General features: G+C 40.7%; 14 protein-coding genes. 6 read left to right on the forward strand and 8 right to left on the reverse strand.

Going from position 1 to position 18,930, the window contains the following annotated elements:
* Positions 1-798 carry an MOSC domain-containing protein gene (locus IPZ59_RS01185; RefSeq protein ID WP_236138063.1) on the reverse strand — a complete coding sequence of 266 codons (798 nt, stop codon included), beginning with the start codon at positions 796-798 and terminating at the stop codon, positions 1-3.
* 323 nt (positions 799-1,121) lie between these two features.
* Here IPZ59_RS01185 and IPZ59_RS01190 point away from each other — a divergent pair, with 323 nt between their 5' ends.
* The 3 genes from IPZ59_RS01190 to IPZ59_RS01200 all read left to right on the forward strand — a co-directional run bounded on the left by IPZ59_RS01190 (position 1,122) and on the right by IPZ59_RS01200 (position 4,120).
* Positions 1,122-1,280 carry a hypothetical protein gene (locus IPZ59_RS01190; protein ID WP_236138064.1) on the forward strand — a complete coding sequence of 53 codons (159 nt, stop codon included), beginning with the start codon at positions 1,122-1,124 and terminating at the stop codon, positions 1,278-1,280.
* A gap of 178 nt (positions 1,281-1,458) precedes the next feature.
* The gene (dnaK, locus tag IPZ59_RS01195; protein ID WP_236138065.1) at positions 1,459-3,372 is read left to right on the forward strand and encodes a molecular chaperone DnaK; all 1,914 of its coding nucleotides are present in this window, start codon (positions 1,459-1,461) and stop codon (positions 3,370-3,372) included.
* 373 nt (positions 3,373-3,745) lie between these two features.
* Complete coding sequence (locus IPZ59_RS01200) at positions 3,746-4,120, forward strand: co-chaperone GroES (RefSeq protein WP_236138066.1); 375 nt, start codon at positions 3,746-3,748, stop codon at positions 4,118-4,120.
* Between the two features lie 369 nt (positions 4,121-4,489).
* Here the strand turns inward: IPZ59_RS01200 and IPZ59_RS01205 are convergent, their stop codons facing one another.
* The 6 genes from IPZ59_RS01205 to IPZ59_RS01230 form a co-directional block, all read right to left on the reverse strand.
* Positions 4,490-5,374, reverse strand: coding sequence for a DNA-binding protein (locus IPZ59_RS01205; protein ID WP_236138067.1), 885 nt, complete (start codon positions 5,372-5,374; stop codon positions 4,490-4,492).
* Between the two features lie 390 nt (positions 5,375-5,764).
* A complete protein-coding gene (locus IPZ59_RS01210; RefSeq protein ID WP_236138068.1) occupies positions 5,765-7,105 on the reverse strand; it encodes a TlpA family protein disulfide reductase in 1,341 nt (446 codons plus the stop codon).
* Between the two features lie 1,200 nt (positions 7,106-8,305).
* Positions 8,306-8,758, reverse strand: a complete 453-nt coding sequence (tnpA, locus tag IPZ59_RS01215) for an IS200/IS605 family transposase (protein ID WP_236138069.1) — start codon at positions 8,756-8,758, stop codon at positions 8,306-8,308.
* Positions 8,759-11,055: 2,297 nt separating this feature from the next.
* Positions 11,056-12,390 (reverse strand): TlpA family protein disulfide reductase, encoded by a 1,335-nt coding sequence (locus IPZ59_RS01220; protein WP_236138070.1) that lies wholly within the window; start codon positions 12,388-12,390, stop codon positions 11,056-11,058.
* A 371-nt stretch (positions 12,391-12,761) separates the two neighbouring features.
* Positions 12,762-14,039, reverse strand: a complete 1,278-nt coding sequence (locus IPZ59_RS01225; RefSeq protein ID WP_236138071.1) for a M20/M25/M40 family metallo-hydrolase — start codon at positions 14,037-14,039, stop codon at positions 12,762-12,764.
* A gap of 359 nt (positions 14,040-14,398) precedes the next feature.
* The gene (locus IPZ59_RS01230; protein WP_236138072.1) at positions 14,399-15,184 is read right to left on the reverse strand and encodes a zinc-dependent peptidase; all 786 of its coding nucleotides are present in this window, start codon (positions 15,182-15,184) and stop codon (positions 14,399-14,401) included.
* A gap of 101 nt (positions 15,185-15,285) precedes the next feature.
* Between IPZ59_RS01230 and IPZ59_RS01235 the strand changes: the two genes are divergently transcribed.
* The 3 genes from IPZ59_RS01235 to IPZ59_RS01245 all read left to right on the forward strand — a co-directional run bounded on the left by IPZ59_RS01235 (position 15,286) and on the right by IPZ59_RS01245 (position 17,924).
* Positions 15,286-16,101, forward strand: coding sequence for a DUF481 domain-containing protein (locus tag IPZ59_RS01235; protein ID WP_236138073.1), 816 nt, complete (start codon positions 15,286-15,288; stop codon positions 16,099-16,101).
* 90 nt (positions 16,102-16,191) lie between these two features.
* Positions 16,192-17,334, forward strand: a complete 1,143-nt coding sequence (locus tag IPZ59_RS01240; protein WP_236138074.1) for a DNA polymerase III subunit gamma/tau — start codon at positions 16,192-16,194, stop codon at positions 17,332-17,334.
* A gap of 56 nt (positions 17,335-17,390) precedes the next feature.
* Positions 17,391-17,924, forward strand: coding sequence for a DNA polymerase III subunit gamma/tau (locus tag IPZ59_RS01245; RefSeq protein WP_236138075.1), 534 nt, complete (start codon positions 17,391-17,393; stop codon positions 17,922-17,924).
* Here the strand turns inward: IPZ59_RS01245 and IPZ59_RS01250 are convergent.
* Positions 17,921-18,913, reverse strand: a complete 993-nt coding sequence (locus IPZ59_RS01250; protein ID WP_236138076.1) for a DUF3078 domain-containing protein — start codon at positions 18,911-18,913, stop codon at positions 17,921-17,923. The genes IPZ59_RS01245 and IPZ59_RS01250 overlap by 4 nt on opposite strands.
* Positions 18,914-18,930: the final 17 nt, after the last annotated feature.

Consider the following 18,930-nt stretch of genomic DNA (forward strand, 5'->3'; position numbering starts at 1 on the left):
TTATTGTACTACTTTTAATGCATCCCCTACCCTAACCTTTTCCCCCTCAAGTAACAACATATTTTGGCCAAACATGACATTGTTATGGAAGGTTCGATAGGTTGCAAGCGTCTTTAAGGGCTCTTTGCCTTTTTCGGCAGTGGCCTGATCAACAGTCGTCAAGACGCAGCGGGCACAAGGCTTGGTTACTTTAAATATCGCCTCTCCTATTTTGATTTCTTTCCAGGCATCCTCCACAAAAGGAGTTCCTCCGCTAAAGACCAGGTTTGGACGGAAGCGGTCCATAGGAACAGGTTTTTCAAGCCTACTATTCAAGTCATTCAAAGACTCCTGCCCGATGATCAAGTAAGGCATGCCATCGGCAAAACTAACGGACTCTCCATTCACAGCATATTTCTCCTTCAATTTCCGCTGCGTACTAAGCGGCATACATACCAACTCACAGTCCAATCCCAAGATTTGTTGAAACCAAGCACTTACTTCCTCTTGGACAACTTGTCCTTCCACTGTATCCTCCCAGATTGTCACCTGAATCCTATGCTGGGACACCGGTTCAAACGGAACTATTATGCACTTCTCGGGATGCTGCTTATGAAATACCATAAGTCCATCCGCTACAATCTCCACTTGCAGCAGTGCCAAGATTGGGTGCGTCCGCTGGGTGATAAACATGCCCGCTTTGTCCACCAACATCCATCGCCTATCATAGCGAAATCCCCGCTCCTCCAACACTGCTTCCTCCAATCGAATGCCTCCCAAGGACTTGATGGGGTAAATATAGATATCCTGTAATTTCATATGGATAGTGATTGTGAGGTACAAAGGTACACATTTCCGTAACGGAATCTTTTGAATCGCAAAGTATCCCTCCCATCAAAATTTTTCATCTTTTCCGAAAAAGTTTAGTTTATTAGTTTGCAAACAATAATAATTTATTGAAAGAATTTCGATTGAAATCCTACCGGCCAGTTTTTCTCCTAATTAAAATTTATTTCAAATGAAGAAGTTCATTTTCTCAGCAGTACTGATGGCAGCAATGGCTTTTATTTTTTTGTCCAAAACAGGATACTAGCGAAATACCTAAATTCAAAATCGAAGATTTCCAAAAACCAAGACTCTAAATGGTGAAAAAAATTTTCGCCCTTGACTTTGATGGCAAACCTCTTAGCCGCTTTATTCTAGACCAATCGGTTTTGAATATTACGATTGACGAACAACAAAGGAAAATCTACGGTACTTCTACCGATCGAGAACCCGGCATCCTAGTATTTGAGTACTGAAACACAAATCCTCCTGTCAGAATATATCCCATTTTCTTACCTGTTGTCATAACTTTTGATAGATTCTGTCATCGCTTTCTGCCAATCTGACGTGATTTTTCCTCAAAATCTCCTTGGCACATGCATTGATTCAGAGGCAGTGTAAACAATTTGTAATCAATTAAGACATATATATATCATGGGAAAAATCATAGGTATTGACTTGGGTACTACCAACTCCTGCGTTGCCGTAATGGAAGGTAACGAACCTGTAGTAATCCAAAACTCAGAAGGTAGAAGAACCACTCCATCCATAGTCGCTTTCTTAGACAATGGAAACGGTGAAAGAAAAGTGGGGGACCCTGCGAAGCGTCAGGCTATCACCAACCCTGCTAACACCATCTCCTCTGTTAAAAGATTCATGGGTAAGAAGTTCTCTGAAGTTTCTGAAGAGAAAAAACACGCTTCTTACAAAGTAGAGCAAGGATCTAACGACACGGTAGCGGTAAAAATCGGTGACCGTTCGTACACGCCTCAGGAGCTTTCTGCCATGATCCTTCAGAAAATGAAGTCTACCGCAGAAGATTTCCTAGGCCAAACAGTTACAGAAGCTGTCATCACCGTACCTGCTTACTTCAACGACGCAGAAAGACAGGCTACCAAAGAAGCTGGTCAGATCGCTGGCTTGGAAGTAAAAAGAATCATCAATGAGCCTACAGCAGCAGCCTTGGCTTACGGGATGGACAAGAAAAATCAGGACATGAAAATCGCTGTGTATGACCTTGGTGGTGGTACATTCGATATTTCTATCTTGGAATTGGGTGACGGTGTATTCGAAGTAAAATCTACCAATGGTGACGTACACCTAGGTGGTGATGACTTTGACCAAGTGATCATGAACTGGTTGGCTGAGGAATTCAAGTCAGAAGAGCAAATCGACTTGAGATTGGATCCAATGGCATTACAGCGTTTGAAAGAGGCTTCTGAAAAAGCAAAAATTGAATTATCAAGCTCTGCTTCTACAGAAATCAACCTTCCATACATCACCGCTACGCAGACAGGCCCTAAGCACTTGGTAAGAACGCTTTCCAGAGCAAAATTTGAATCTCTTTCTGAGGACTTGGTAAGAAGATCGATGGAGCCTTGTAAGAAAGCGCTTCGTGATGCAGGTCTTTCTGCTTCTGAAATCGACGAAGTTATCTTGGTAGGTGGTTCTACAAGAATCCCTAAAATCCAAGAGGAAGTTGAGAAATTCTTCGGCAAAAAGCCATCGAAGGGTGTAAACCCAGATGAAGTTGTAGCCATCGGTGCTGCAATTCAAGGAGGTGTATTAACAGGTGAAGTGAAAGATGTATTGTTATTAGATGTGACTCCATTGTCCTTAGGTATCGAAACCATGGGAGGTGTATTCACCAAACTAATCGAAGCAAACACTACCATTCCTACTAAAAAATCTGAAGTATTCTCCACTGCTGCTGACAATCAGCCAGCCGTAGATATCCACGTATTGCAAGGTGAGCGTCCATTGGCAAAAGATAACAGAAGCATCGGAAGATTCCAGCTTTCTGATATCCCACCAGCGCCAAGAGGTGTACCTCAAATCGAAGTTACCTTCGACATCGATGCCAACGGTATCTTGAATGTGTCTGCGAAAGACAAGGGAACAGGCAAAGAGCAGAAGATCAAAATCGAAGCTTCTTCTGGTCTATCTCAGGATGATATCGAGCGTATGAAGCGTGAAGCAGAAGCCAATGCCGCTACTGACAAAGCTGAAAAAGAGAAAATCGAGAAGTTGAACCAAGCTGACAGTTTGGTATTCCAGACAGAAAAGCAATTGAAAGAGTATGGCGACAAGTTGTCAGATGGCAACAAAGCCAACATCTCTTCTGCTTTAGAAGCCTTGAAATCAGCCCATCAGTCCCAGGATTTAGCTGGTATTGATTCTGCTATGGAAAACTTAAACAAAGCTTGGGAAGCTGCTTCTCAGGAAATCTACAATGTCACTCAAGGTGCAGGCGCTCAGCCAGGACCTGATGCAGGTGCAAGCTCAGGTAATGCTGGTGACGGAGTTTCTGATGTAGACTACGAAGAAGTATCCGAAGACAAAAAATAATTCAAAACTAAACCAACAAAAAAACGGCATCTGTAGCGAGACTATGGATGCCTTTTTTTTGAGAGCCAAGATGTAAGAAACAAGAGACAGGACATTTAGGTCGAGAAATTTTGAGGGTTAGAGAATGATATATGCTGGCGCGAAATAAATGGATATATGCCTTGCGGCGATATGTTAGTAGCGTGTGAATAAGAAGATTATTCTTAGTATTTTCAGGACCGGATAAGGTATCTACCGTTGCGTGAATCCATTGCGCCCGTGGCGTGAAAAACCAACAAATTCATCCTTTCCGCCAGCCCTCTTGTTTCTTGTTTCTTGATTCTTGTTTCTTGATTCTTGTTTCTAAAAAACCGTATCGTTAACAACACTACCAATGAAACTAACTTCTGACAATAAATTAAAAAAACTCATCATCGTCGGTGACCGGGTGTTGATTAAGATAAGAAAATCAGATGAGCGAACTTCCTCTGGTTTGTACTTACCTCCGGGCGTACAAGAAAAGGAAAAAGTTCAGCAAGGCTACATCATCAAAACAGGTCCTGGATATCCCATTCCTTCGCCTATGGAAGACGATGAACCTTGGAAAGACCGGGAGGAAAGTATCAAGTATATCCCGCTACAAGCCAAAGAAGGGGATCTGGCTCTCTTTCTTCTCAATGGAAGTTATGAGGTCATGTACGAAGGGGAAAAGTACTACATCGTCCCACAGCATTCGATATTGATGTTGGAAAGGGAAGAGGAACTGTGATAGAATGAGCAGTGAGCAGTGAACTGTGGTTAGTCAGCAGTAGGCAGTGATTAAGTGATTAGTGATTAGTAAACAGTTGGTTAAATGCCGTCATTGGGTTTTAAACCACTAATGACATGAATGTTATTACCTGAAATTCAGACCGTTTATAAAAGAGTACGCCAAGCAATAACTGTGGCTTTTAGCCCCGGCATTGGAGGAGAAGTGTTCAATTGGGAAAAACCGGTCTACCGTGGGTAGAAGGGAAGAAAAGCTATTAGTTCCTACAATAAACACCAACCCTGCCCTAAAAAGGCAAAACAAGGAGAGCCGACGCAAGGATCTTATCCGTCCATTTTTCCGTGAATTCTGCGCCTTCTGTGAGAAACCTTACTCATATCGGATTTCGAAATAATTCAGTATCGCTTTAAAATTATCCTGAGCCGTCAAACAAGTATCCCTTAGGAATTCTTTGATTTGGGGCCACTCTTGTAGTCCTCGATAATAAAAAAACTTAAGGTTCTCATCGATAATGAAAGGAACAACTTGGTTAGCCAAACACTCCTTGAACATAATCAATCTCCCAACTCTGCCATTCCCGTCCTGAAAAGGGTGTATCATTTCAAACTCATAGTGAAAGCCGATGATGTCTTCAAGTGTTTTTTTGGGATTTCTATGATAAGACTGAAGTAACTCATTCATCCTAGACGCAACCTCCTTTGGAGGACAGGTTTCGTTGCCTCCAACTTCGTTGGGAAGTAGTTTGTATTCCCCTACATTGAACCAATTCTTGGAACTATCCGAAGTGCCTGTTTTTAGAAAAAAGTGGAGCTGCTTAATAAATGACTCTGATAACTTTATGTGTGCCTTATCAATCATTAAATCAATGCATCTAAAATGATTTGTTGTTTCAATGATATCGTCCACATTGATACTTTCTGAAAAAGCACCAATAGTATTGGTTTCAAAAATAAACCGTGTTTGGTCTTGTGTAAGTTTACTGCCTTCTATCCTATTTGAGTTATATGTCAATTCTACCTGTACCTTGTGATAAATCCCCCCTTTCAACTTCATTTCTTTTTGCTCCCTCAAGATATCCAGTAAGGTATTGGTACTTTTCTTTTTTGTAAGCGTGATTTTTGAATCTTCGGGAATATTCCATGTTTTCCCTGTCAAAAAGGCTCCTTTAATCTTCCCATTGGCACAATAATGCCTTACCGTTCTTGGGGATAGCTTATTCAGCTTGGCAAACTCATTGACTGAAATATAGTTCATATGGATGTTTTTTGCCGTTATCGGCAAAAAACTTTTCAAATATAAAAAATTTGTTTGATGTTATTGCCGATAAAGGCAATGATAACCATGATATTTCAGCGAAAAGCTACCAGGGATATATAGTCCATTGGCAGATCCTAATTATTACCGTTAATCAGAAAGCAAGGTCTCTTCAATACTAAACTAAGTATAAAAACCCTGCCCTGAAAAGACTGCAATTTCTACAAAGATTCACCCTACCCTGAAAGGGCAATACAACAAACTCACTATGAGTTAATCCATCCACCTCCTGCCCTGAAAGGGCAGCACAACAATAACCACGGGTCTCGACCCGTGGCAATAGCCACTACATAAAATCTGCCCTGAAAGGGCAGCACGAGCACTCACTACTTAAAGCAACACATAATTCCTCAAAGAAGTCTGCCAATCCAAGTCCATCGGCAATTCTATAAATTTACCTTCGGGGGTAATCAGCATTTTAGTAGGGTATTTTGAGATGCCCAAGGTCTCCTTCAATTCATTGGAGATTTCACTTACAGGAAATGTATATCCATTTTTTTTCATGAATCCTCCCAAGTTCCGGGACATATAGGAAAGCGTATATATTTTCAAATTGCTTGTGGAGTTGAGCAAGTTGTCGGCATAGAAGGGCTGAAAATTTGGTAGATCTTTCACACATGGAGCACACCAAGTCCCCCATACATATACATAGGTCCAATGATCTTTTGGTGTAGCCAAGTCCAATACTTCACTTTCAAAAGGTATACTTACTGAGGGGAGGTCTGTAGCTTTGCTAGTGATAAACTCCCTCCAAAACGTTTCAAATGATGCCTCTTCCCCATGTTGGTTGGCAAAACGTTCTTTCAATGCTTTAAGATTAGCATCCGTTGGTTGCATGAACACAAATTCAGCTAACAATTCGATGGGAGCTGTATCATCGCTGTTTTCTACCAAATAGGCTTGATACTTACTCCTAAAACCTACAGGAACCCCATTGAATCCTGTTAATAGCAAGCCATCATGATAGGCACTATAGCTATTGAGTAAATCGAACTCATCTAGGCTAAATTCAGCTGCATTCCTTAGGTATTCCTCTTTTTCCTCTATATATGAAAACAGATAATCATATGCATAGGCAAGTAGAAATCGATTGGAAGCCCGCGTTCTGTATTCCAAGTGATCTTCTGGTATTTCCACTAGATAGGGATATGCTTCTAGCCGAGCAATATTGTTGGCTACAACTTGTTTTTTGAAATCCTCAGATGCAGCATTATTCTTTACTAACTCCTGAAGTGTCAATTGAGCGTAGCGTTCCAACTTCCCGTATTCATGAAAATTCTCTTTCTGTAACCTGAGCAAATCTTCCCTGATCAAGGCATATTCTTCTTGGTCTTGTGCTGCAACAGCCCTTCCCCATAAATAAAGCGGTTCAAGTGCTTCTTGTTGATTGGGATCTACCTTTCCCCATAGTGCTTCCAAATAATCCCACCAATACCGATTTTCATCTTGTTGGATCAACCTAACTAATCTGTCATGCGTGGTACTGTAGAAAAAGCTCTCACGTTGCCCATATAGCCCCTCGGATTTTTTTACGGCCTTTTCAGTTTGTCCTTTTTCCCAAGCTCGCTCTACAGCAGCAGAGGTTTTGGCAATTTGTTTAAAAGTCTGACCCCAAACTACTTGAGTAGAAGCCAACAAGACGCAAACAAGTATTCCAATTAGTTTTATCATACATACAACACTATCGATTACCTAAAAAAACACAAATCGTGTTTTTAAAATTGGTTGATAGACGATAGATTACCTCGTTGAGTTTTAGAAAACTCCAAAAAAAATTAAAATTACCAGAAATAGTTAAAACGAACTTGTAGTCCATAAGCCGATCCTTTGTATTGCTACTAATCCTAGGCTCCGAAGAAAGCAAGGTCACTCCGATACTAAATTAAGTACAAAACCCTACCCTGAAAAGACTGCAATTTCTCCAAAGCTTCTCCCTGCCCTGAAAGGGTAATACAACATACTCACTATGAGTTAACCCTTCCTCCTCCTGCCCTGAAAGGGAAGCACTATCTCCACCAACCTATCTAAAGATCTTCACCGCACACAGAGAGCTAGTACAAGCCCTACAGGCTTGGCCAATACTGCACATTCTCCAGAACCACGGGTTTTGAAAACCCATGGTTACTATTGTAAAACCCTTTCCAAGGGTTCTTAGTCATGAATTAACAAACTAAGAGAAACCTTGAACGTTCTCTTTGGACTCCTTAATTTTCCTAGAAATTCAAAAATCAATAATTCAACCTGAATTGAAACTTAACTAAGAAAAATAAAGGAATTCCAGCTTCTCCCTGCCCTGAAAGGGCATCACAACAGTAACCACGGTTCTCGACCCGTGGCTAAAAGTAACCAATACACTACCCAGCCCTGAAAAGCTGCAATTTTTCCAAAGCTACACCCTGCCCTGAAAGGGCAACACAACAATAACCACGGGTCGCGACCCGTGGAACAAGCGAAAGTCTCACTTGGTCTGCCCTGAAGGGGCAGCACTATCTCCACCAACCTATATAAAGATCTTCACCGCACACAGAGAGCTAGTACAAGCCCTACAGGCTTGGCCTATACCGCACATTTTCCAGAACCACGGGTTTTGAAAACCCATGGTTACTATTGTAAAACCCTTTCCAAGGGTTCTTCCCCATAAATGACTTTGATTAAAATACCCTTTTACTCAATCGCTCCTCCAACTTTCGTCGAAAATGAGAAGCCCATAATTCAAATAATAGAAACTTTTCTCAAAATGAACCTTGAGTAACAAATTCTCCCTGCCCTGAAAGGGCAACACAACAGTAACCACGGGTCTCGACCCATGGATCAAGCGAAAGTCTCACTTGGACTGCCCTGAAAGGGCAGCACTAAAAACAGATAGTACATTCAATCACACAACATATACTTTTCATCAAATGAAACTCCATGCTCATCTAATAATCTCTTGTATTCATCATAAAAGGACTCCTTTCGATGATGTATCTTTTGATTTTTTATATATTGAATAACAGCTGATTTCTCCTTAAAGCTTACAGTAAAACTACCATATCCACTCCGCCACCCTTTGAAGTTTCTAACTTCTGGATGCTCTTTTAGCCAATCGCCTGCTGCTCTTTTTAACCCTTTTATAAAATCAGCTAAACATATACTAGGGTGAATATCTGTTAAAATATGAATATGATCTTCTGTACCATTGATTTGGTAAAGTTTACAGTTTTTATTTTTCGTAAATCCCCAGATATACTTGTATAAGTCTAGACAATATTTGTCTGGAATTACACGTTCATTGGACTTTGTTCCAATGATTATATGATAGAAGTTTTGTCGATAGGAGCTCATAAGTCGATTTTTTTATCTAAAATAAACTAAAGGCTATTGAGCCCCAAAAAACTAACTGAACTTAAGTACTTAATTTCATTAAGTGTCATAAAACATACTCAATATGAGTTAAGGTAAGCACCTCTTGCCCTGAAAGGGCAAAAGGCAACATAACAGTAACCACATATATCAACCCATGGCTAAAAGTAACCAATACATTACCCTGCCATGAAAAGCTGCAATTTCTTCAAAGCTTCTCCCTGCCCTGAAAGGGCAACACAACAGTAACCACGGGTCGCGACCCGTGGATCAAGCGAAAGTCTCACTTGGTCTGCCCTGAAAGGGCAGCACTATCTCCACCAACCTATCTAAAGATCTTCACCGCACACAGAGACCTAGTACAAGCCCTACAGGCTTGGCCTATACCGCACATTCTCCAGAACCACGGGTTTTAAAAACCCATGGTTACTATTGTAAAACCCTTTCCAAGGGTTCTTAGTCATGCATTAACAAACTAAGAGAAACTTTGAACGTTCTCTTTGGACTCCTTAATTTTCCTAGAAATTCAAAAATCAATAATTCAACCTAAATTGAAACTTAACTAAGAAAAATAAAGGAATTCCAGCTTCTCCCCGCCCTGAAAGGGCAACACAACAGTAACCATGAGTCTTGACCCATGGCTAAAAGTAACCAATACATTACCCTGCCATGAAAAGCTGCAATTTCTTCAAAGCTTCTCCCTGCCCTGAAAGGGCAACACAACAATAACCACGGGTCGCGACCCGTGGATCAAGCGAAAGTCTCACTTGGTCTGCCCTGAAAGGGCAGCACTATCTCCCCCCACCTAATTGAAAATCTTCACCAAACTCAAAGAGCTAGTACAAGCCCTACAGGCTTGGCCTATACTGCACATTCTCCAGAACCACGGGTTTTGAAAACCCATGGTTACTATTGTAAAACCCTTTCCAAGGGTTCTTAGTCCTGAATTGATAAATTTAGAGCAACCTTGAACTTTCTTTTTGGCCCCTTAATTTTCATCGAAATTCAAAAATCAATAATTCAACCTAAATTGAAACTTAACTAAGAAAAATAAAGGAATTCCAGCTTCTCCCTGCCCTGAAAGGGCAACACAACAATAACCACGGGTCGCGACCCGTGGATCAAGCGAAAGTCTCACTTGGTCTGCCCTGAAGGGGCAGCACTATCTACACCCACCTATTTAAAAGTTTTTACCAAACTCAAAGAGCTAGTACAAGCCCTACAGGCTTGGCCAATACTGCACATTCTCCAGAACCACGGGTTTTGAAAACCCATGGTTACTATTGTAAAACCCTTTCCAAGGGTTCTACCCCATAAATAACTTTGATTAAAACACCCTTTTACTCAATCGCTCCTCCAACTTTCGTCGAAAATGAGAAGCCCATAATTCAAATAATAGAAACTTTTCTCAAAATGAACCTTGAGTAACAAATTCACCCTGCCCTGAAAGGGCAACACAACAATAACCATGGGTCGCGACCCGTGGATCAAGCGAAAGTCTCACTTGGTCTGCCCTGAAAGGGCAGCACTATCTCCATCAACCTATCTAAAGATCTTCACCGCACACAGAGACCTAGTACAAGCCCTTCAGGCTTGGCCAATACTGCACATTCTCCAGAACAACGGGTTTTAAAAACCCATGGTTACTATTGTAAAACCCTTTCCAAGGGTTCTTAGTCATGCATTAACAAACTAAGAGAAACTTTGAACGTTCTCTTTGGCCCCTTAATTTTCATCGAAATTCAAAAATCAATAATTCAACCTAAATTGAAACTTAACTAAGAAAAATAAAGGAATTCCAGCTTCTCCCTGCCCTGAAAGGGCAACACAACAATAACCACGGGTCGCGACCCGTGGATCAAACGAAAGTCTCACTTGGTCTGCCCTGAAGGGGCAGCACTATCTCCAGCCACCTATTTGAAAATCTTCACCAAACTCAAAGAGCTAGTACAAGCCCTTCAGGCTTGGCCAATACTGCACATTCTCCAGAACCACGGGTTTTGAAAACCCATGGTTACTATTGTAGAACCCTTTCCAAGGGTTCTACCCCATGAATAACATTGATTAAAATACCCTTTTACTCAATCGCTCCTCCAACTTTCGTCGAAAATGAGAAGCCCATAATTCAAATAATAGAAACTTTTCTCAAAATGAACCTTGAGTAACAAATTCACCCTGCCCTGAAAGGGCAACACAACAATAACCACGGGTCTTGACCCATGGCTAAAAGTAACCAATGCACTACTCTGCCCTGAAAGGGCAGCACTAGCACCCACTACTCACAACAACACATAATTCCTCAGATAACTTTGCCAATCAAATCCAAATGGAATAATCACATAATTCCCTTCTGGAGAAATCAGTATCTTGGTGGGGTAACCTTGGATACTTAACACCTCGGTCATATCATGTGTAATCTCACTGACAGGGAAGTCATAGCCATTTTTCTTCATGAAACCTTGCAGATTTCTTGACCCAAATGAAAGTGTATAAATTTTCAACTTTTCATTTGTTGCTTCTAAATTATTAGCATAAAATGCTTGAAGATTCGGTAAATCCTTGACACAAGGACCGCACCAGGTACCCCACACATACACATAGGTCCAAGAATCCGATGTCTTGGCAAAATCCAACACTTCTGTTTCAAACGGGATACGGACTCTTGGAATAGGCCTCCCCTTGCTGTGAATATAATTCTCCCAATACTGAGCAAAAGACTCCTCATTACCTGAGTTGTCGTAGAATACTCTCAATGAAGCCATATTGGCATCCGTAGGCGCTGAGAAGGTTAATTCGGCAAGCATCTCTAAAGTTACTTTTTCTTGATCATTGGCTAATAAAAATTCCTGATACTTGGCTTTATACCCAATTTCTTTGGTATTGCCTGTAAGTAATAAAGCGTCATAAAAATAGGCTCCACGATAGGCTTGATCGTTTAAATCTGGGCTGTAATCCCCGGCTTTAGCAAGATAATCAGCACGTTGCTCTACATGAGAAAATAAAGTCGCATAACTACTCGCAATCATATAGCGTTTCCATGCACGGTTTTCCCCCTTTTTACGATCGGTTGTGACTTCGTAAATCCAAGGATCAGCCGTCAATCGCTGGATGTTTTTCTCTAAAATAGTTTGGGTTGTAGCTTGATCAATTGCCTCTTTTTTAATCAGGTCTTGCAAAATAAGGAGCACATATAACTCAAAACGGGAAATATCTGGTTGATATTCCTGTTGCATTTGGATCAACTCCAGCTGTATGCTGGCTAATTCCTCAGCATCTCTTGTGGGTAAAACTCTGCTCCAAAACAACATAGGTTCAATAAGTTGATTGACCTCTACATCATCCAATGCATATAATTGCTCCAGATAATTCAATCCAACTTGATTGTTCTGTTTCTTAATCTTTTGTGCTAAATCAGCATGAATTCTATCGGCAAACATATCCTTGTCAATAGCATACAGGTCTATAGAATTCTTAACCGCCTTCTCAATCTTTCCCTTCTCCCACAAATCATCCAAGGAATTCGACAAGCGCATAGCTTTTATGATTGACTGAGCATTTGCAGCCAATACAAAAGCCAAAAAAAACAACATCATGAGAGTAACATGTTTCTTCATCTACATCCAATTAAAGGTAAAAGAAATGAACGAATCCAACTAACTATCAGCCATTAACAAACCTGACTTCCCAATTGATACGCACTAAAGTTATTAAAGTTACCTTTAAAAATAGTTACCCGCAACATCAAAAAAACAAAAACTAAAAAATCTTAACTGATTGTCCGTAGTAGGTTAAAACCCACGTATATGAATCAGAAGATACTCATTTTTTCTCGGGTTAAAACCCGGGGCAATTGATGGAGCTAAGTAGCTGAATCTCAATTTATCTCTTATGGTACAAATTTTTCTGCGTCTTTTGTGAATTCTGCGAGCTTACTCGCTTCATCCTTCCAAATTTTTCCGCGAATTCCGTACCTTCAGCGAGCCTCCTAGAATCCCCCCTGCATCAACATCAACACCAAGGCATGCTGAATCGCCAAGTATCCATCTTTGTTAATCCAAAATTCATCCAAACTATGCACGCCTCCTCCGATTCCTCCTCGACCAATGGTTACAGCGGGAATACCCTTGGAAAATGCAATATTGGCATTAGTAGAACCTGCACTGAGTATGGGATCATTTCCAGAAAGGAATTTAGCTGCTGCCATGACCTGTTGGATAAGTTCGGTGCTCGGATCAGCAGTCCCGGATGGCCTGTCGCCCACTTTTTCTACTTCGAGCGTTAAGGGAGTTCCTCTGCGGATGATATCATTTTCTTGTTTCAGCCCTTCTTCCATGGCTTGTAAAAACAGCTGATTGATTCCTTGCAAGCGTTCCTGACTTTCGGAGCGCATATCAACCAACATCCACGATTCGTAAGGAATTGAATTGACTGAAGTACCTCCCCCTAAAACCGAGACACTGTAAGTGGTTTTTGGACCAGACTTGGTAAAAGTATCGGCTTGAGGAACAAATGCTGCCACTGCTTTCGCCAAGGCATTATGAGGATTTCCAATACCAAAGGCGCCATAAGAATGTCCTCCAGGTCCTTTAAAGGTGACTTTGTAACGAATGGAGCCAATTCCTGCATTCACAATATCCTCCACCGCGCCACCATCGATGGCAATATGTGCAGCCAAGGGATGCGCTCCCTCTCTAAATAAATGTTTCATTCCCAACAAATCTCCTAGTCCTTCTTCCCCGACGGTACCACCAAACCAAATATCGTGAGTAGTTCTAATATTTTTCTCATGCATGGTCTTGAGCAAAGCCACCACCACAGCCAAAGCACGGTTTGCATCAGAAATTCCTGGAGCAAATAGCGTATCTCCTTTTTGCTTGACGATCACATCCGTGCCAAATGGAAAAACCGTATCCAAATGTCCCTCCACCAAAATGGTTTTGGTCGAGTTGGTCCCTTTTCTCAACGCAATCACATTTCCAACTTCATCGGTCCACACCTCATCTGCGCCTGCTTGACGCAACATCTCCATAAACACTTTCCCTTTGGCCGCCTCATGAAAAGAAGGGGATTCAATCTCCGTCAAGGTAATCATATCGGCTATTGTCTGCGCATCAATCTCATGGATATAGGCAAAGGCCTCTTGGACACGGGTATCCTTTACAAGTGCTTCAACTTTCTGAGTGTATACAGGCTCAATCTTCTGCGCAAAAAGCAAAGGAGTGTGTAGAAATGCTAACAGTGATAAAACAAGCAATCGATTCATGATAAGGGTGGTTTAATGCCTTGAAATTGAAGAGAAATTCCATCAGTTCAAATACCGCTCTTAGAAATTTACAATTTTACGGAACAGATAGACAAATTTGGTTCAAGTCTACAGACTTGCGAATAGGTTCTTCTGGAAGGGCATCTCTCGCGCCACGAGCGCAACGTATCAACGCCACGTTCGCGGCAGTTAACATACTTATATTTCCAAGGGTAAAAAACCCGAGTCAATTGATTGGGTTAACAGGTTGATTCTTAATTTCACTCATTGGCTCAAATTTTTCAATGTGAATTTTTCAGCGCATTCCGTGTATTCTGCGAGATTTCACACTGTTCACTACTCATTGCTCACTGTTCACTTCATCTTCCATCTCCCCTCACCAACACCATTGGATCCTGCTTCAGCAAATACACCAAAGACTGATACAACTCCGGATTGTATGCTTTTAGTTCTGCTGATTTCTCAAAGAACAACTCAAGGGCAACCGCAAAAAACTCATGTTTATTAGTTCCAGCATAGGCTCGAAAAATGGTGTGTTGTTCACCCCTTGCTATCTTGTCCATTTGGGCATAGGCGTGTTCGGTATAGGCTTTCCAGCGGGTCGGGTTAAAGACTACGCTTCCATTGTTGAAATGAATCTGGTTTTCCAGTTTCAATGCATGGGCAATCTCATGGATCCCCAAATTCCTTCCCGAAATAGGGTCAGCGACTCCCTCCAGAAAATTGACTAAACTGAGCACAATAATTCTCAATTTGGGATTGACTTCGCCAAAATGATAGCGTTGATTAATAGCCGAGTAATAGGAGTCTGGATAAACTAGAATTTTATCAAAGTACTCAAACCTAAAATCCCGAAAGCCAAAGGAAACCTTCACCGCAGTCGCAGCAATTAAAAGTTTGACTTTGAGGGGTACTTCTTGGAGACTTCCTCTTGGAATAATTTTTTTTTCTTCTAAAAACAAGAATACACGCTCTTCAAATTCCTTTTGATGTTCAGGAGAAAGGCCTGCGTAATAGGGGAAAAACTTACGTAAGAAATCCTTTTGCTCAAAGGATAATTCAATCCCCAAGAGCTTGTATTTAACATTTCTATAGCCCAAATAAAGCCGCTTTACAACATCTAGGAGGAATGAAAAAAGGAACATTGGTCTAAAATTTGTAATTTTGAAGTCTTGTACCGTACAAATCCGAAGCTACGGATTAGATTTTCATTCAACAAGCTTTTCAACTAAATACCATTCACGTTTTGCAATTTTCAACAAAAACTACCTTAGTCCCATTTCTGATTTTAATTGTTAGCTCTCTGCTTCCACACTTTACTGATGCCCAGATCCTCAATATCGAGCGCTACAGGCTCCAACGGGATAGTACAAAAAATTTTATTGCCAAAGCAACCGGAGGTTTAAACATTTACAATAGAAGTGCATCAGCCGAGTCTCCAGTTAATTTATTTGGTTACAACTGGGACTTCAACTCTATGTACCAGCCAGGTAAACATGCGTTTGTCTTCGTGTCTAAATTTGATTATTTGAAAATCAACGATTCGGATTTTCTAAATTTCGGATTGCTACATGGCCGAGTCGTATTCAATCGGGATAGAAAATCCCATTTGGAAGCTTATACCCAATACTCCTTTGATAATTTCAGAGGACTGGCCCCTCGATGGATTGTAGGGGGAAGTTGGAGGCAAAAAGTAATCAATTCAACCAAAAGCACGCTGATTGTAGGCATTGGAGCTTTAAAGGAGTGGGAAACTTGGGAAAACCCACTTGAAGAAGAGTTTGTACGTGTGAGTTTTATCAAAAGTGCCAATTACCTATCCTTACGACAAAGCATCAATGATTTTGTTGATTTAAATACGGTCATTTACTTCCAAACCGGCTATGATTCAGACATCCGCACACTCAGAAACCGGTTATCTGGAAATATTAATTTGAATACAAAAATCACGGATATCCTTTCATTCACCAATTCTTTCGAGTTTTCGTATGAAGACAAGCCAATTGTACCTATTACTCCTTTCATTTTCGCTTTTCGAACAGGAATTTCTCTCGATTTTTAAAAGAGTTGATTTGAGCGATTTAGAAAAAAAATAAACATTATTGCAGTCCAAAGCTTCCAGCAACTTGCAATAATTTTATATCTTGCAGGGATGGAAAATTTTGTTGTTTCAGCTAGAAAGTATAGGCCTTCCAATTTTAAAAGTGTCGTAGGGCAAAGCCATATCACTACCACACTAAAAAATGCTATAAAAAACAATCACTTGGCCCAAGCCTTCCTCTTTTGCGGTCCTCGAGGAGTGGGGAAGACTACTTGTGCCCGTATTTTGGCAAAAACTATTAATTGCCAAAAGAGAACAGCTGACTATGAAGCATGCAATGAATGTGACTCCTGCAAGGCTTTCAACAACAATGCCTCCTTCAATATCCATGAATTGGATGCAGCCTCTAATAACTCCGTGGATGATATCCGTAATTTGGTAGATCAGGTTCGATACGCTCCGCAACAAGGACTTTATAAAGTCTATATCATAGATGAGGTACACATGCTTTCTACTGCCGCCTTCAATGCTTTCTTAAAAACATTGGAGGAACCACCTAGCTATGCGATTTTTATACTTGCTACAACAGAAAAACATAAAATCATCCCAACAATTCTGTCCCGTTGTCAGATTTTCGATTTTAATCGAATTCAGATCAATGATATGGCAGAACATCTCCGTTATATTTCTGGAGAGGAAAAAATTGAAGCAGAAGAAGAGGCCTTGCGATTGATTGCAACCAAAGCAGATGGTGCCTTGAGAGATGCTTTATCTATTTTTGATTTGATAGTTACTTATTCAGCAGGTAATAAATTAACCTACCAAGAGACTATCAGCAATCTTCACATCTTGGATTATGACTACTACTTTAAAGTGGTAGACGCCTTATTGGAAGAAAGTATCGCTCAGGTTTTGTTGATTTTTGATGAAATTTTAAAGAAAGGATTTGATGGCCATAATTTTATTGTAGGCTTGTCTGAGCATTTACGCGATTTATTAGTCTGTAAGGATGAGTCTACGATTCAACTGATCCAAGTATCCGAAAATATCAAAAAACGATATTTAGAGCAATCTCAGACCGCCACCATGTCCTTTTTGCTAAGTGCACTCAATATCAGCAATCAGTGTGATATTCACTACAAAGGCAGTAAAAACCAGCGGTTACATGTAGAATTGGCATTAATGAAAATGGCCAAATTACCACATGCCATTTCAATGGCTACAGCAGCTGATCAGTCAAAAAAAAAAGTCTGAGTGAGGAGGAGTCGAGTCCTGAACCTACAACAGTCGTAGTAAAACCATCCAGCCAAATGACCGTCAAGAAAACGGTCGTTCAAAAAACTATTGCTCTACCAAAAAGTATGGCAGAGGCACAAGCCAATGCCAAGGAAAAACCACAAACAACTTCACCTGTTCACAAGCATTCGTCATCTGAGGTGTTGGCAGAAACCAAAGAGGTCCCTGCGCTAGCGGAAACCTTTGACTTACCCAAACTCAAATTTGTTCTTTCCGAAATTATTGAAGACTTCAAATCCAATCATAAAAATCTTGAAATCACTGTATTAAAACAGGATATTAAACTTGAAGGCGAACGAATCATTTTTCAATTAAATGGGGAGATTCAGGAAGAAATCTTTCATAAACTCAAACCAGAGCTCCTTGGTATTCTTCGAAGAAAGTTAAACAACTACAGCATTGCTTTAGCCGCAGCACTGGTAGAGGAAGATGAAGAAAGCAATGCTCAACGCTTGTACACCAATACTGACAAACTAAGGTTCCTTCTTCAAAAATCACCAGCGTTGGGGGAATTGCAAAAACGATTTGGACTGGAAACGGACTTCTAAAAGTCTATTCCAATCCCAAAATTAATCATATTCTGAAGCTGTATAGCTTGACGGGGAGGGCCTGATTCCTGCTGAATAAATACCCGCTCATCATAGATTAAGATAGTCTCAATTCGCGTGGTGATATACTTATTAACCCGCATGGAAATGACAGAATTGACATTAACAACAAAGTTACCCAAGCGTTCAAAGTTGGTAAAAAGATTTAAATCAGCTCTCCAACGAATATTTTCAAATATTTCAAAATCGGTTTGAGAACTAAAAGACAATCCCGCCTCCGCTAAAACCCGTTCTCCCGGAATCACCCCGAAGGCCCCCGCTGTACTCAAGGAGTCATCCATAACAATGGTAAAACGACCGGTAAAAGGAGAAGCAATTAAAGATAAGCGATTGTTTTTCTCATATTGTTTCCGATAGTTTAAACCCGTAGAAGACTGCACATAGGCCGGCGCTAAGAAATCAGACAAACGTGTCCGGGCATCTTCCTCTGCTCCTGGCGGCCTGAAAAAACGAAATCCTGGCAATAATTGTGTTCGGGCATCTATCTGAGTAGAAAGGTACCACCGAGGTGTTAGCTCACGTCCATACTTGGAAATAAAGATAAAGTTATCATTCGTTTTTCGAGTAGGAAATCGACGGTCAGAAATCCTATTGAAACCTGCATTAACGGTCAAGTTGGTATCCCAAATAATGGCATCTTTTTTATAGTTGGCAAACAGAGCGGTACCGGTATTTAATGCTAAATTACTTGCCCCCCCAGCATTCCAATTGGATAAACTTACCTGTTGGATACTCAAATTAAAGTTTCCACCTTTTTTCCAATAAATGGGTCGTACTTTTTCTTTAATGATGATGGAGTCTCCAATCATGATGATTGTATCTCCGCTGATTAATAATGTATCAGCTTTCAATAAATCATCAACTTGAGCCATTCCGCGAAAAGAGAACGTACCCAAAAACAAAAGGAAGCCGATAAAAATACGTCTCATGAAAGTATTCCGATGAT

It is taken from the genome of Mongoliitalea daihaiensis, assembly GCF_021596945.1.
In the GTDB taxonomy this organism is placed as follows: Bacteria; Bacteroidota; Bacteroidia; order Cytophagales; family Cyclobacteriaceae; genus Mongoliitalea; species Mongoliitalea daihaiensis.

What these genes read in the sequence shown, in the direction of transcription:
- IPZ59_RS01185 (WP_236138063.1), bottom strand. Translation starts at nt 798, where the DNA reads ATGAAATTACAGGATATCTATATTTACCCCATCAAGTCCTTGGGAGGC.
- IPZ59_RS01190 (WP_236138064.1), top strand. Translation starts at nt 1,122, where the DNA reads ATGGTGAAAAAAATTTTCGCCCTTGACTTTGATGGCAAACCTCTTAGC.
- dnaK (WP_236138065.1), top strand. Translation starts at nt 1,459, where the DNA reads ATGGGAAAAATCATAGGTATTGACTTGGGTACTACCAACTCCTGCGTT.
- IPZ59_RS01200 (WP_236138066.1), top strand. Translation starts at nt 3,746, where the DNA reads ATGAAACTAACTTCTGACAATAAATTAAAAAAACTCATCATCGTCGGT.
- IPZ59_RS01205 (WP_236138067.1), bottom strand. Translation starts at nt 5,374, where the DNA reads ATGAACTATATTTCAGTCAATGAGTTTGCCAAGCTGAATAAGCTATCC.
- IPZ59_RS01210 (WP_236138068.1), bottom strand. Translation starts at nt 7,105, where the DNA reads ATGATAAAACTAATTGGAATACTTGTTTGCGTCTTGTTGGCTTCTACT.
- tnpA (WP_236138069.1), bottom strand. Translation starts at nt 8,758, where the DNA reads ATGAGCTCCTATCGACAAAACTTCTATCATATAATCATTGGAACAAAG.
- IPZ59_RS01220 (WP_236138070.1), bottom strand. Translation starts at nt 12,390, where the DNA reads ATGAAGAAACATGTTACTCTCATGATGTTGTTTTTTTTGGCTTTTGTA.
- IPZ59_RS01225 (WP_236138071.1), bottom strand. Translation starts at nt 14,039, where the DNA reads ATGAATCGATTGCTTGTTTTATCACTGTTAGCATTTCTACACACTCCT.
- IPZ59_RS01230 (WP_236138072.1), bottom strand. Translation starts at nt 15,184, where the DNA reads ATGTTCCTTTTTTCATTCCTCCTAGATGTTGTAAAGCGGCTTTATTTG.
- IPZ59_RS01240 (WP_236138074.1), top strand. Translation starts at nt 16,192, where the DNA reads ATGGAAAATTTTGTTGTTTCAGCTAGAAAGTATAGGCCTTCCAATTTT.
- IPZ59_RS01245 (WP_236138075.1), top strand. Translation starts at nt 17,391, where the DNA reads ATGACCGTCAAGAAAACGGTCGTTCAAAAAACTATTGCTCTACCAAAA.
- IPZ59_RS01250 (WP_236138076.1), bottom strand. Translation starts at nt 18,913, where the DNA reads ATGAGACGTATTTTTATCGGCTTCCTTTTGTTTTTGGGTACGTTCTCT.